The following is a 14,561-nucleotide window of genomic DNA, read 5'->3' as shown; positions in this document are numbered from 1 at the left end:
GGAGGGCATCCATGTGCTATTCGGCTCAGATTCTGGCGGACTACCGGCGCTACGTCCGCATGTTCGGCGCGCAGATGAGCATCGAGGAATTCGCGCGGCTTTTCTTCGAACGCGCTGAGGACAGTCAGGCCAGGATTCCCAAAGCGATGGAAGACGCCTTCTCGGAACCGCAGTCCGACGCGGAACGGGAAGTCTGGGCGCTGATCGAACGCTTCCGGTCGCAGCAGACCGTGAAGCTCGAACAGGAACTGTTCAAACAGCGCACCCGCTTCGCCGATGCCGAGCGCTCCTTGCAGACCAAAGTCACCAAGGCGGCGACCGAGAGCCAACGGATCGCCAAAGACAAGATCGACCGCACGCTCGAACGGCTCGACGACCTCCGCCGGGTCGATCCCAAAGCAGCCGACTCGCGCATCTTTCCAGGCTACTACGCGCCGGTACTGGTGATGGAAAACGGCCAGCGCGTGGTCAAGCCGATGCGCTATCAGTGCCGCCTCGCCGGCAAGCCGGCATCGTACGACACCCGCTATCCGGGCACGTACAACGCTCGCCGGGACAGTCTCGAAGGTTTCTGGAAAACACTATTCGGCTACTCGCACGGACTCGTGCTGGCCAGTTCGTTCTATGAGAACGTATCGCGCGCGCGGATGGAAGGCCGTGAACTGGCGCCCGGCGACAAAGATGAAAATGTCCGGCTGGAGTTCAGCCCCAACCCGCCCCATGACATGCTGGTCGCATGCTTATGGTCCCGCTGGAGCGGCAAATGCGAGCCCGATCTATTGTCCTTCGCGGCCATCACCGATGATCCGCCGCCCGAGGTTGCCGCCGCCGGCCATGATCGCTGCATCATTCCGATCAAGCCCGAGCATATCGACGCGTGGTTGAATCCCGATCCGCGCGATCTGGCAGCGCTGTACGCGATTCTCGACGATCGGGACCGGCCGTTCTACGAACATCGGATCGCAGCCTGATGCCAGAGGCGGTTTTCCGGGCCGCGCAATACGGTGTCGGATCATGCTTGCAATCTTCGCGCAGTAACATATTCTGCGTTATGAATCTTCGTCGGCTGGCAAAAATACCCGGTCGCAGAGGTTCGCGAACAGGTGCCATCGGGACCCCGTCAATCATCGAAGCGCCTGCGCAACGCGCCCACCACCCTGCACCATGCGCATACGCACGCCACGGACCGCGCCGAGGTCGCCGACTGGGTCTGGCCCTTCTGAACCTCACGCGCAGCACGCACCGGGGGAAAGCTCCATGGACGACGCTCCCACCACGACCACGCCGCAAAGCATGGATGCGGCGCGCACCGGCCTGAGCGCCGCCGCGCTGCAGCGCGGCGTGCTCGACAATCTGCTGTGCCTGCTCGGCCGCTATCCGGCCATCGCTTCGCCGCACGACTGGTACATGGCGCTCGCCTACAGTGTGCGCGACCGCATGCTGGCGCGCTGGGCCGCCTCCGTCCAGACCTACGCCGTCAGCGATGCGCGCGTAGCCTGCTACCTTTCCGCCGAATTCCTGATCGGCCCGCAACTCGGCAACAACCTCGCCAACCTCGACATCGAGGCCAACGCGCGTGAAGCGCTGGCCTCGCTCGGCGTCGACCTCGATACGCTGCTCGAGATCGAGGAGGAGCCGGGGCTCGGCAATGGCGGGCTGGGCCGGCTCGCGGCCTGCTATCTGGATTCGCTCGCGACGCTGGAAATCCCGGCCATCGGCTATGGCATCCGCTACGAATTCGGCATCTTCGACCAGCTGATTCGCGACGGCTGGCAGATCGAAACCACCGACAAGTGGCTGCAAAGAGGCAATCCGTGGGAGATCGTGCGCGCCGAGGTGGCGTACTACGTCGGCTTCGGCGGCAGCACGCACAACGAAACCGATGCACGCGGGCACCTGCGTGTGCGCTGGACACCCACGCGGCAGATCAAAGGCGTAGCGTGCGACATCCCGATGCTGGGCTATCGCGTCAACACCTGCAACACCTTGCGGCTGTGGAAAAGCGAAGCGGTCGAGTCGTTCGACCTGCAAGACTTCAACGCCGGTGACTATTACGAGGCCGTCAACGAAAAGGTCATCTCCGAGACGCTATCGAAAGTGCTGTATCCGAACGACGAGCCCGAGATCGGCAAGCGCCTGCGTCTCGCGCAGCAATACTTCTTCGTGTCGTGCTCGCTGCAGGACATGCTGCGCCTGCTCGAAATCAAGGGCGAACCGCTCGGACACTTCGCGGATCTGTTCAATGTGCAACTGAACGACACGCACCCGTCGATCGCGGTCGCCGAGCTGATGCGTCTGCTGGTGGACGACAAGGAGCTGCCGTGGGACGAGGCCTGGGACATCACGCGGCGCGCGCTCGCGTACACCAATCACACGCTGCTGCCCGAGGCGCTCGAAACCTGGGGGCTGCCGCTGATGCGCAACCTGCTGCCGCGCCTGCTCGAAATCATCTACGAGATCAACCGGCGCTTCCTCGACGAGGTCCGGCAACGCTTTCCGGGCGATGAAGCGCGCCTCGCACGCATGTCGCTGATCGACGAGCGCGGAGACAAGCTCGTGCGCATGGCGCATCTCGCGACCGTCGGCGCCCACGCGATCAACGGCGTGGCCGAACTGCATTCCGGCCTGCTCAAGCAGACCGTGCTGCGGGACTTCGCCGAATTGTGGCCCGAGCGCTTTCACAACGTCACGAACGGCGTCACGCCGCGCCGTTTCATGCTGCTTTGCAATCCGGGGCTCGCGCGGCTGCTCGACGAGACCGTCGGCGCTGGCTGGGTCACGGATCTCGCGCGATTGCGCGAGCTCGAAGCCTATGCCGACGACGCCGCGTTCCAGCAGCGTTGGCGTAGCGTGAAGCAGTCGAACAAGGCGGTGCTCGCCGAGCATATCCGCCGCGTCACGGGCATCGGCGTCGATACTGCCGCGCTGTTCGACGTGCAGGTCAAGCGCATCCACGAATACAAGCGGCAGCATCTGAACGCGTTGCTGATCGTCACACTGTACCGGCGCCTGCTGCGCGATCCGCAACTGGCGCTGACGCCGCGCTGTTTCGTCTTCGGCGGCAAGGCCGCGCCCGGCTATGTGATGGCCAAGCTGATCATCCGTTTGATCAACGGCATTGCCGAGGTCGTGAACAACGACCCGGTGGTGAACGGCCGGCTGAAGGTCGTGTTCTATCCGGACTTCAATGTGAAGAATGCCCACTTCATGTACCCCGCCGCCGATCTGTCCGAGCAGATTTCGACGGCCGGCAAGGAGGCGTCTGGCACCGGCAACATGAAGTTCATGATGAACGGCGCGCTGACGATCGGCACGCTCGACGGCGCCAACGTCGAAATCCGCGAAGAAGTCGGCGACGAAAACTTCTTCCTGTTCGGCCTGACCGCCGACGAAGTGGCAGGAGTGAAGCGCACGGGTTATCACCCCGCGGACTACGTGAAGGACAACGCGGAATTGGGCGAAGTGCTGCAACTGATCGCCGACGGTCATTTCTCGCGCGGCGACCGTGAAATGTTCCGCCCGCTCATCGACAATCTGCTGCACGCGGACCCGTTTCTCGTGCTCGCCGATTACGCCGCCTACGTGGCGCGTCAGGACGACGTCAGCGCCGCGTGGCAGGACACGCGGCGCTGGACCCGCATGTCGATCCTGAACACCGCGCGCTCGGGCAAGTTCTCCTCCGACCGGGCCATCGGCGAATACTGCAAGAAGATCTGGAGGATCTGCCCGATAAGGATCACCCTTGATCAATGACCCTGAAACGGCATTGCTGCGTGCTCACGCGGTTCGCCCCGGCTCGCGGTTTCCGACGGGCGTCAGCGCGGTGCCCGGGGGCATCAATTTCTGCATCTTCTGCCGCCACGCGACGCGCGTCGAGCTATTGCGGTACGAGGCCGCGGACAGCCCCGAGCCGTTTCAGATCATCCCTCTCTGTACCGATGAGAATCGAACCTTCTTCTTCTGGCATGTGATGGTGGAAGGACTGCCGTTCGGCACGCACTACACGTGGCGAGTGGATGGTCCGCGCGATACGCAGTCCGGCGGCTCCGCGTTCGATCCCGAACGCGAACTCCTCGATCCGTATGCCCGCGCGGTCAGCGACGTTCTGTGGACACGGCGTGGGGCCGGCAACCCGAATCCCGCCGCGCACGCCACGCACCGCGCGATCGTGACGGAACCGCTGCGCGCGCCCCCCAACCGTATCTCGCGCGGCCTCGACAACGCGATCATCTACGAGTTGCACGTGGGCGGCTTCACGCGTCATCCGTCGAGCGGCGTCCAGCATCCCGGCACCTTCGCCGGCCTGATCGAGAAGATTCCGTATCTCACGCAACTCGGCGTGACCCACGTCGAGCTGCTGCCGGTGATGGCCTTCGACGAGCAGGACGTTCCGCCCGGGACGGCAGCCCTCGGCCTGATCAACTACTGGGGCTACAGCACGCATAGCTTCTACAGCCCGCATCCTCGCTACTGCCTGGACCCCGCGCGCGCGCCGCAGGAGTTTCGCGCGCTCACCGACGCGATGCACGCCGCGGGCATCGCGGTGCTGCTCGACGTCGTGTTCAACCATACGGCGGAAGCCGGCGAGACGGGACCCGTCATCAACTTCAAGGGCCTCGTCAACGATATTTTCTACCACCTCGACGAGACCGACCGGCGTCGCTATCGGGACTACACCGGCTGCGGCAACACGGTCAATTGCAACCATCCGCTGGTGACGGCGTTCATCGTTCATTGCCTCGAATACTGGGTGGAGGAGCTGGGCGTCGACGGTTTCCGCTTCGATCTGGCGAGTGTCTTCGCGCGCGACCAGCACGGCGAGCTGATGGCCGATCCACCGCTGCCCTGGGCGATGGAGTCTTCGCGTGTGCTTGCGCACGTGCCGTTGATCGCGGAAGCGTGGGACGCCGCCGGCATGTACCAGGTCGGCGCCTTTCCCGGCATGGCGTGGGCCGAGTGGAACGGCCGCTATCGGGACGTGATTCGCCGTTTCGTGCGCGGCGACCCGGGCCTGATCGGGGAGGTCGCCACCTGCATCGCGGGCAGTTCGGACCTGTATGCGGACGGCGGCAGGCTGCCCGACAACAGCATCAACTTCGTCACGTGCCACGACGGTTTCACGCTGATCGATCTGGTGAGCTACGAGACGAAACTCAACGAGGTCAATGGCGACGGGAATCGCGACGGCAGCTCCAATAACCTGTCGTGGAACTGCGGGACCGAGGGCGAGACCGCCGACCCGACGATTCTCGCGCTGCGGCTGCGCCAGGCGCGCAACCTGATGGCCATCCTGTTCCTGAGCCAGGGCGTGCCGATGATGCTCGCCGGTGACGAGGTGCTGCGCAGCCAGCGCGGCAACAACAACGCCTATTGTCAGGACAACGCGCTCAGCTGGTTCGACTGGACACCCACTGAAACCGGCTCGGCCATGTCGCGCTTCGTGCGTGAATTGATTGCGCTGCACATGCGCCACGCAAGTTTGCGCCGGCAAAATTTCCTGACCGGCCGGCCATCGCCCGGGCAAACGCGGCCGGATGTGGCATGGCATGGCGAGCGCCTGAACGAGCCCGGCTGGCACGATGCCGGCGCGCGGCTTCTCGCCGTCACGCTGGGCGGCGAAAAGCCGGGCGAGCCGGCACTGCACATGGTGTTCAACATGAGCGATTGCGCGCGCACGGTCGAGTTGCCCGCGCCAGACGCGCGGCACTGGCGGCGTATCGTCGATACCGCGCGCGACAGTCCGCATGACATCGTGCAAGTTGCGCAGCAGGGCGTCATCGAAAGCGAGCAATGTCGGGTGGAAGCGCGCAGTGTCGTGGTCCTGGAAGAAGCGAGCTGAAGTTACCCAAATCACCCGGTCTGTCGTCCTCTAATGTCGATCGCGGAGGGCATCATGAGAATCAGCGTATATGGGCCGTCCGTCGTCCTCGCGATGGTTGCGCTCGTGTTGCATGGCAGCGCATTCGCGAGGTCCGAAGCGTGCCATCCGGCCTCGGAGAAGCAGATTTCCGCACTGTTCGATCGCTGGAACGACTCGCTGAAAACCGGCGACCCGCAGAAGGTCGTGGCGAACTACGCGCCGAACTCGATCCTGCTGCCGACCGTCTCGAACAAGCCGCGTTTGACCGCCGACGAAAAGCTCGACTATTTCAAACACTTCCTCGAAAACAAACCGGTCGGCACGATCGACTTCCGCGACATCATGATCGAGTGCAATACGGCGATCGACTCGGGGCTCTATACGTTCAAGTTCGCGGACGGCTCGGTCGTCAAGGCGCGCTATACGTTCACCTACGCGTGGAACGGACACAAGTGGCTGATTACCAGCCATCATTCGTCGAAAATGCCGGAAGGCAATTAGGCGATGCGGTTGAGAAGAAACCAGGCTGGGACTTGAACCTCATTCACGAATGGCCTGAATACGTCCCGCCTTGACTGCCGCTTTCAAAACCGTCCAGTCCGCCTCATTCTGCTCCGCATAAGCGAGCGCGAATTGCACGACGGCTTCGTCGAATGCCTCCGACTTGCCGACATATCCGCTGAGCAATGCGGGGTCGCCTGCTTTCGCCATCGAATGCGCCAGCGCGTGAGCGCAGGACACCGCATATTCGCCCAGATCTTCGACGTCGAACGTGGTGAAGTCGAACGCCCCCTTCATGTCGCGCAATTGCCGCACATAGAAGTCGTTGCCGGTGTGATGCATCTTCGACCAGCCGAGGAAAATGTCGCTGGCCGACTGCAGCAGACGCTGCCCGTTCACCACGCGCTGGCCGTGATTGGCATAGCGGCTCGGCGGCAGATACTCCTCCAGCACGGAAGCCCGCGCCTCCTTGAGTTGCAGGAACAGCGGGCACTCTCCGTCGGCCATGAAGAGCGTCTCGTAGCAACGCGTTCCCACCGAGCCGATGCCCACCACGCGAATGGCGATATCCACCAGCTCATAGCGATCGAACAGTGCGCGCCTGTCATCGGGAAGCGTCAGTCGATAGTCGGCGAAAAAGCGCCGTACCAGCGTTTGGTACTGTTTCTGGTCGTGCTTGCTCTCGAGCGGGACGTGGTACACGAGCGGGGGCGAGTCCTTGATGCGCAGCTTGCCGTTGACCATCTCGGTTGCGCGAGTCAGCACGGAACGTGATGATTGCTGCCTCGCTTTTTCGATGACGGCCAGTTCTTTCCGTCTTTCCTCCACCGAATCGGCAATCGCCAGCATGCTCGCTGCCTTGAACTGGCAATACCAGACGTCGAGCGTGTCCATGCTGCTCAATCCGGCGAGCCGTTGCCGGAAGGTCTCGCAGAGCCGGCCTACCACGGCGCGCTGGTCGCGAATCGTAAAGCCTCGTTCGCGCGCGGCGATCACGAACGAAGCGGCGAGCCTGCGCACGTCCCAGTCGAACGGACCCGGCAGGGTTTCGTCGAAGTCGTTGGGGCCGAAAAGAATGCGCCGTTCCGGACTCGCGAACAGCCCGAAATTAGCGAGATGCGCATCGCCGCCCAATTGCACGCTCACGTTGGAATGAGGCAGCTTCGACAGGTCGTGCGCCATCAGCGGCGCGGCACCCCGATAGAACGCGAACGGACTCGCGACCATCCGACCGTAGCGGATCGGGATCAGCTCCGGCACGCGGCCCACGTTGGACGCATCGAGCAGAGCGATGGGATCGCGATCGACGATCTTGCAGATTCCCAGCTCCGCGCGCGGCGCCTTCTTGCGCGCCGCCTTGCCCTGCTCCATGCGCGCGGCCAGCGAGCCACGCCCGGCGAACAGCATGGACGGATCTTCCTGTGCCGCCAGCGTCTTCGGATCGGCGCGATCCGTGGCGGGTTGGATGGACTTCTCAGCAGCGGAATCAGACACGCGTCACTCCTTGTTCGAATCGGGATCAAGCGGCCTTGTCATGTCATGTCACTTCCCTTCCCGTCACTTCACTTTGCCTTGCTTTATCCCGGCTTGTCGGCGTCCGGGGCTGCCGCCCACGCGGGTGGCGACAGATCGCGCAGTGCGTCGATCGCCGCATCGACCGTCTCGAAGATCTCGCGATGCGCGCCGCTCATCCGCAGTGCCTTATACCGCTCGAGTTCGTGCCGCACGCCAGCCGGCACCGCGACCACCGCGATACCCAGGCCGCGCTGGTCGAGTTCCGCACCCAGCTGGAGCAAGGTCTTGCCGGCCGTGTAGTCGATATTGCTGATCTCGGTTGCGTCGATCACGACCCAGCGCAACGGAACGTTCGCTTCTTTGACGATTTTCAGCACTTCCTCGGTGAAGCGCCCCGTGTTCGCATAGAACAGATCCGCCTCGAACCGGTAGATGACGATGCCGGGTGCCGCGAGCAGATTCGGCTCGACGTGATGGGGAATCCAGTGGCCGGTGGGGCCGCGCGTCAACACGCGCGTGCGCAGCCGATAGCTATGCCGCGCATGGGCGATCAGCGACAGCACGACGGCGGCGAGAATGCCGTGCATCACATCGACGAACACGACCACGCCCGCCGCGAGCAACGCAACGACGAATTCGTCCTTCTGCATGCGAAACAGTTCGGCCATCCCCTTCACGTCGATCAGCTTCACACCGATCATGAAGACGATTGCCGACAGCACGGCGGCAGGCATCAGGCTGAGCGGCCTGGTGAGGAACAGCAGCACCAGCAGCACGATCACGGCGGTGCTCAGATGGGCGACCTGGGTGCGTCCTCCCGCATCGTCGATGATCTCGGTCTTGGTCGGACTGCCGTTCACGACGAAGGTGCCGGTAAACGCCGCGGCCGCGTTCGCCGCCGCGAGTCCGATGATGTCGGCGTTATCGTCGCCCTTCTCGTTGTTGCGGGCCGCGTAGGCACGCGCCGTCGCCGCGCTCTGCGCGATGATGACGATGAAGCACGAGGCCGCCGTCGCCAGTACCTGGTTGATCTCGCTCATGTGCAGCGGCGGCACGAACAGCGACGGCAGTCCGCCGGGCACTTCGCCCGTCACCGCGATGCCGTGTGCGGCGAAATTGAACACCCCGCTCGCCACGATGGAGCCGACCACGGCGATCAGCGCGCCTGGCGCATGCGGCGCGAGACGCTTGCAACCGATGATCACCGCGAGTACGGCAAGCGAAAGGAGCGTGGTCGGATAGTTCGCTTCGGCCACACGTTGAACCACGCTCACCAGTTGCATGACGGGGCCATGCCCCTCTTTCGCGAGCCCGAGCAGCCCGGCGAGTTCCCCCGCCGCGACCTGCACGCCTACCCCCGTCAGAAAGCCGATCAACGCGCTTCGTGAAAGAAAGTCGGCCAGAAAGCCGAGCCGAAAGATTCGCGCGATCACCAGCATCACGGCGACCGTCAGAGCCACCGTGCTGGTCAGCCCGATGTATTCCTTGCTGCCCAATGCAGCGACGGTCGTCAACGTACCGGCGAGGATCGCGGCCGTCGCGGAGTCCGCCGCGACTACCAGTTGACGCGAAGCACCCAGAACCGCGAACGCCACCAGCGGCAACAGGATCGTATAAAGACCCGTGACGGTGGGCGTGCCGGATATCTTCGTGTACCCCATCACTTCGGGTATGCCGAGGGCCGCCAGCGTGAGCCCGGCGATGATGTCGCGCGGCAGTTGGGAGGAATTGAAGGGCAAAAGCCCTTGCAGAAACGGCGAGTGATGCAGATGAGCGCGCGTGGAAGCCGCTGGTTTCATGTGTCCACCTCCACTCAGGTCGTGAGTTTGCCGACCAGCGCGTTCGCGATGATCTCGGTCGCGATCACCACGTTGGATGCCCCCGCGCTCTCGAACAACATCTTTCTCAAGGGGTTTTCGCCGGGCACTGCAATCGCGAGCGACGCATTCAGCGTATGCGCCGCCAGCGTGATCGCCAGATTGTTGTTGCTGTCGGGGGTCGTCACGACCAGCGCTTTGGCACGGTCCAGCCGCGCGTGCTTAAGCACGTCGTCGAATTCCCCGGGCGGACCTAGCATGACCTGAAAGTCGTGATCCGCCGCCCGTTCGGCCTGCCCCTGATCGCCCACGAGCACGAGCACCGTATGTCCGGCGTCGCGCAGCCGCTCGGCGACCAGTTCACCGAGCGAATGAAATCCCACTACCACGACATGATCGGCAAGTTGGTCGAGCTTGCGCTCCATGATCCTGTTCTCCCGATAAGCCATCACGTCGTCGCCGGATAGCATGCCAGTGAGCCTCGAAACCGCGAATCCGCCGATCAGCATGGTCGCGATCATGGCTACCAGCATGAAGATCTTTTGAGGCCGATTGAATTCGCCAAAGGCGCCGAGTGTCGTGACGAGGTTGAGCCCATTCCACACCGATGTAAGTACTTTGTTTGGGAACGAGGTATTGGACTGATCGAGGATGAACAGCCCGGTGGCGGCACTGCAGAGCAGCAGAACGAGAAGGCCGACCGTGTGGCGTGCGTGGCGGCGCCATTCGCGAATACGGATGGCTCCAAGACGAGGCTCATTTACACGGAAGATCCACATGGTCACCTCGGATAGTCGAAACGATCGAGACAACAGCGAACCCAACCCAAGCAGACAAGCTCCCCCTTTTTGCGCCGGTAGTCAATAGTCAAGAGCCCCATGAAAGAGGCTCTGTAAGCGCCTTGATCGCCTTCTACGGCAATGCTCCCCCTGCTTCGGAGACGGGCTCGAACACCACCCGCTGCTCCTGCGAGTCGTAGCGGCAAACCACTCGCATCCCTTCACCGATTTCGCCATTGATCAGCGCTTTCGCCAACGGATTCTCGACGCGCTGCTGAATCTGCCGGCGCAGTTCGCGCGCGCCGAACTCGGGCCGATAGCCCTCGGTCGCGAGATGGTCGACGAGCGAGTCGTCGAAGCTCAGCTCGATGTCCTGACTGCTGGCAATGCGTCGCACCTGCTCCAGCAGAATCCGCACGATATGACGCGTCTCGTCGCGGCCCAGCGACTTGAACACGATGATGTCGTCGATCCGGTTGAGGAACTCCGGCCTGAAATGCTGCCGCAGCACGTTCATCACGCCGCTTTCCACGCTGACGGAGCCCGCCTGGCTGAAAAATCCCGGCCCCGTGCGGTTCTGTCCGGTGATCACGTCGGACGCGAGATTGCTCGTCGCGATGATCAGCGTATTGCTGAAATCGACGACGCGCCCTTTGCCGTCCGTCAGGCGTCCATCGTCGAAAACCTGTAGCAGCACGTTGTACACGTCGGGATGCGCCTTTTCGATTTCGTCGAGCAGGATCACGCTGTACGGTCTGCGCCGCACCCGTTCGGTCAGCTGCCCGCCCTCTTCGTAGCCGACGTATCCGGGCGGCGAACCGATCAAACGCGCGACGGTATGACGCTCCATGTATTCGCTCATGTCGAAGCGCAGCATCGCATCCTCGTCGCCGAACACGACTTCGGCGAGCGCTTTCGCCAGTTCGGTTTTGCCGACACCGGTCGGCCCCAGAAACAGAAACACGGCGGTGGGCCGGTGCCGCGCCTGCAAGCCGGCACGCGCGCGCCGCACGGCATCGCTGACGGCCACGACGGCTTCGTCCTGGCCGATCACGCGCTGATGCAAGCGCTGCTCCATATTCAGAAGCCGCTCCTTTTCCTCGGCCGTCAACTGCGCGACGGGAATGCCCGTGAGACGCGCGACGATTTCCGCGACCTGCCCGATGCCCACATGCGATGTGTGGGTGCCGACACTCTTCTTCCACGCGTCGGTCGACTCGCGCAGCTGCTCTTCCTTCGCGGTGATCTCGCCGCCGAGCGCATGCGCGCGATCGAATTGCTTGCGCGATGCCGCATAGTCCTGCTCGCGGCGCAATTGGCCGATTTCCGCTTCGAGTTCGAGCACGGCGGCAGGACGCGATGTCGACGACAGATTGACACGCGCCGCGGCCTGATCGATCAGGTCGATCGCCTTGTCGGGCAGAAAGCGCCCGGAGATATAGCGATCCGACAACTCCGCCGCGCCGACGATCGCATCGTCCTGGATCGTCACCTTGTGATGCGCCTCCAGCCTGTCGCGCAGTCCGCGCAGAATGTTGATGGTCTGCACGACGGACGGCTCGGCGATCAGCACCGGCTGAAAGCGCCGCTCGAGCGCCGCATCCTTTTCGATGTACTTCTGATATTCGGCGAGCGTCGTTGCGCCGATCAGATTGAGTTCGCCGCGCGCCATCGGCGGCTTGAACACGTTGGCGATGTCGAGACCGCCTTCGCCACCGCCCTGCCCCGCGCCGACGATCGTATGCACTTCATCGACGAACAACACCAGCGAGTCCTGGTTTTCCAGCACTTCGTCGATCACCTGCTTCACACGCTCTTCGAATTCGCCCCGATATTTCGCGCCCGCGACGATCGAATTCACGTTGAGCTCGACGAGCCGCTTATTGCGCAGCGACTCCGGCACGTCACCGTTGACCATTCGCTGTGCCAGCCCTTCGACGACCGCCGTTTTGCCGACGCCGGGCTCGCCGATCAGCACCGGGTTGTTCTTGCGCCGGCGCGCGAGCACTTCGACCATCGTTTCGATTTCGCTGGACCGTCCGATCACGGGGTCGAGCCGACCTTCGCGCGCCAGGACCGTGAGGTCGCGGCTGTGCTTGTCGAGCTGCGGCGTGCGCGACGGCTGGCGCGGCGCCGCTGGCTTCTGCACGCCGGCCGCGCGCAGCGTCTGCTGGCGCAGCGCCGGCGCTTGAACGCCGAGCCGGCCTAGCAGTTGCCCCGCAAAGCTTTCCGGCACTTCGGCCAGACCGATCAGCAGATGTTCGGCGCCGACCGAGCTGTGACCCAGTTGGCGGGAAGCCAGGAACGCGCGATCGAGCGCGCTCTTCAGCCGCGGCGAGACGCCCATTGGCTCGCGCGGGCTCGGTGCGGCGGGTTCGCGCTTCTCCGCGTTCGCGTCGATATAGGCGCGCAAATCGCTCCCCTTCACACCGAGCGAAGCGAGGATGGCTTCGACGGCCGCATGGTCGGCCAGCACGTACAGCAGGTGTTCGGTATCGACCTCGCGACGGCCGAACTGCGCCGCGGTTTCAGCGGCGCGCTGCAGCATCTCCATCGCGACGTCGCTGAAATGCCGCTCGATGCTGAACGATTCGCCGCCTTCGACGGGCTGCTGCGCGGCATGCGGATCGCCAGCGGACGGCTCCTGGGCCGATGCCTGCGCGCGAAACAGCGCTTCGAGCGGCGAGATAGAGCGTTGATGGCGGGTCAGTTGCGCGTAGTGAAAATCACAGACGTCGAGCACCTGACGCTGGTTGTTCTGAAGTACCGCAAGCCGCACCGTCGCCGGCCGGACACCGCAGATATCGCAAAGCAAGCGTGCCATTGTGTGTCGTCTCCATTGCGTCAAGACTTCGAGGGAAGCATACCGCGCGCCAGCCCGTCTTCCCGGCGACGGCGACGCCGACATCGCACGGCCGGACTTTGCCCGCACGCGATACCTTACCTCGCTATCCGGTCCTTTGCCCCGATGCGCAGCCTCCTGCACGCCACGTACGGCCGGCGGCCACGATCAAGCCGGTGAAGACCACGCCGATCACCGGGTCGGCTTTGCGGCATGGCGCACCACCTCACTCCACCCGGCGGTGTTGCTCGAAAAGCAGAAGCATCAAACATGCGTAGACCGTGACGGCCAGAAAGAGCCCCATTCGCACGGCAAACGCGGTGTAGACATCCTTGCCCGCCACGCTGTCCTGGACCGATTGCCCGAGCAGAATGATCATCGTCACGAGACTGTTCAGCCAGAAGCCCGGCGAACAACGCGTCGGTTGCAGGCCGTATAGTTTGCGTCCCACCAGCAGGCCGAACAGCAGCATCCACAGAAAGAACATCCACAGATGCACGAACAGCCTCAGCGCAAACCAGAACGCGATCGCGAGCAGACCGCCGAGCAGCGTCGAGCCGATCAGATCGCGCGCGGCGCCGCGAGCCGAGGTCGTGCAGGTTTGTCTGCCGAGGCTCACGGACTTCATGATGATCGGCATGTAATTCGCCGGATCGGTCATCGCGAGCAGATAGGCCGGCATCACGACGAGCGCGGCACGCAGCGCGATATAAGCCGCCGTGTCTTGCGCCATCGCTGCCGCGGCGGGCTGTTCTCGTGCGTCCGTCCGCTCGGGAAACAGGCTGTGCGCAAGCGTCGACACCAGCACGGCCAGCAGCAGCCCCTTCGCCAGCGCGCCGACGACCGTCAGTGCCAGCTCGAAGTCCGCCGTGCCCGCGGCGGAAATCATCGTCAGTCCCGCGACCAGAAAAGTGGCCACGAGATTGTTGCCGCCGCGCAGACCATAACGAAACGCGAAGAACAACATCAGGCCGACGATCATCACACCGGCCAGCGCGTAATGACGCAGCAACGGAACCAGCAGCAAGCCGCTGCCGGTGGTCGACGCAACGACCAGCGAGAGAATCACGCCGGCCTTCAACGACAGCGGACGATTCTGCGTGGCCAGCAAAAAAACCGTGAATACCGGCGCGACGACCGGGATCGGAAAATCGAGTCCGAAGCTAACCGCAACAGCGGTGGCCGTTCCGAGGGCAACACGTATCGCGCGATAACCGAGGCGCTGGGTCACGAGCTGCATGGGCTTC

Annotated in this window: 9 protein-coding genes; 4 read left to right on the top strand and 5 right to left on the bottom strand. The window is 63.5% G+C overall.

What is annotated here, in order from left to right; translation table 11 throughout:
* Window positions 1–11: 11 nt before the first annotated feature.
* From AB3X96_RS18350 to AB3X96_RS18335, 4 genes are all read left to right on the top strand, one after another.
* Window positions 12–971: an SOS response-associated peptidase family protein gene (locus AB3X96_RS18350; RefSeq protein WP_368590782.1), complete on the top strand. Its 960-nt coding sequence runs from the start codon at window positions 12–14 to the stop codon at window positions 969–971.
* Between the two features lie 286 nt (window positions 972–1,257).
* Window positions 1,258–3,753: a glycogen/starch/alpha-glucan phosphorylase gene (locus AB3X96_RS18345; RefSeq protein WP_368590781.1), complete on the top strand. Its 2,496-nt coding sequence runs from the start codon at window positions 1,258–1,260 to the stop codon at window positions 3,751–3,753.
* Window positions 3,743–5,839 carry a glycogen debranching protein GlgX gene (gene glgX, locus AB3X96_RS18340; protein WP_368590780.1) on the top strand — a complete coding sequence of 699 codons (2,097 nt, stop codon included), beginning with the start codon at window positions 3,743–3,745 and terminating at the stop codon, window positions 5,837–5,839. Before AB3X96_RS18345 ends, glgX begins: the two co-directional genes overlap by 11 nt.
* A gap of 54 nt (window positions 5,840–5,893) precedes the next feature.
* Window positions 5,894–6,361, top strand: a complete 468-nt coding sequence (locus AB3X96_RS18335; RefSeq protein WP_368590779.1) for a DUF4440 domain-containing protein — start codon at window positions 5,894–5,896, stop codon at window positions 6,359–6,361.
* A gap of 39 nt (window positions 6,362–6,400) precedes the next feature.
* Here AB3X96_RS18335 and AB3X96_RS18330 read toward each other — a convergent pair whose 3' ends face one another.
* The 5 genes from AB3X96_RS18330 to AB3X96_RS18310 all read right to left on the bottom strand — a co-directional run bounded on the left by AB3X96_RS18330 (window position 6,401) and on the right by AB3X96_RS18310 (window position 14,554).
* Window positions 6,401–7,855 (bottom strand): DUF2252 domain-containing protein, encoded by a 1,455-nt coding sequence (locus tag AB3X96_RS18330; RefSeq protein ID WP_368590778.1) that lies wholly within the window; start codon window positions 7,853–7,855, stop codon window positions 6,401–6,403.
* Between the two features lie 83 nt (window positions 7,856–7,938).
* Window positions 7,939–9,675, bottom strand: coding sequence for a SulP family inorganic anion transporter (locus AB3X96_RS18325; protein WP_368590777.1), 1,737 nt, complete (start codon window positions 9,673–9,675; stop codon window positions 7,939–7,941).
* Between the two features lie 14 nt (window positions 9,676–9,689).
* Complete coding sequence (locus AB3X96_RS18320) at window positions 9,690–10,472, bottom strand: TrkA family potassium uptake protein (RefSeq protein WP_368590776.1); 783 nt, start codon at window positions 10,470–10,472, stop codon at window positions 9,690–9,692.
* 133 nt (window positions 10,473–10,605) lie between these two features.
* Window positions 10,606–13,296 (bottom strand): AAA family ATPase, encoded by a 2,691-nt coding sequence (locus tag AB3X96_RS18315; RefSeq protein ID WP_368590775.1) that lies wholly within the window; start codon window positions 13,294–13,296, stop codon window positions 10,606–10,608.
* A 244-nt stretch (window positions 13,297–13,540) separates the two neighbouring features.
* Entirely contained in the window at window positions 13,541–14,554 is a 1,014-nt protein-coding gene (locus tag AB3X96_RS18310) for a DUF2955 domain-containing protein (RefSeq protein ID WP_368590774.1), read from the bottom strand.
* Window positions 14,555–14,561 lie beyond the last annotated feature (7 nt).

This window comes from Paraburkholderia sp. BR13439 (assembly GCF_040948805.1).
Taxonomy (GTDB): Bacteria; Pseudomonadota; Gammaproteobacteria; order Burkholderiales; family Burkholderiaceae; genus Paraburkholderia; species Paraburkholderia youngii.
This window is presented reverse-complemented; position numbering and strand designations above follow the sequence as displayed.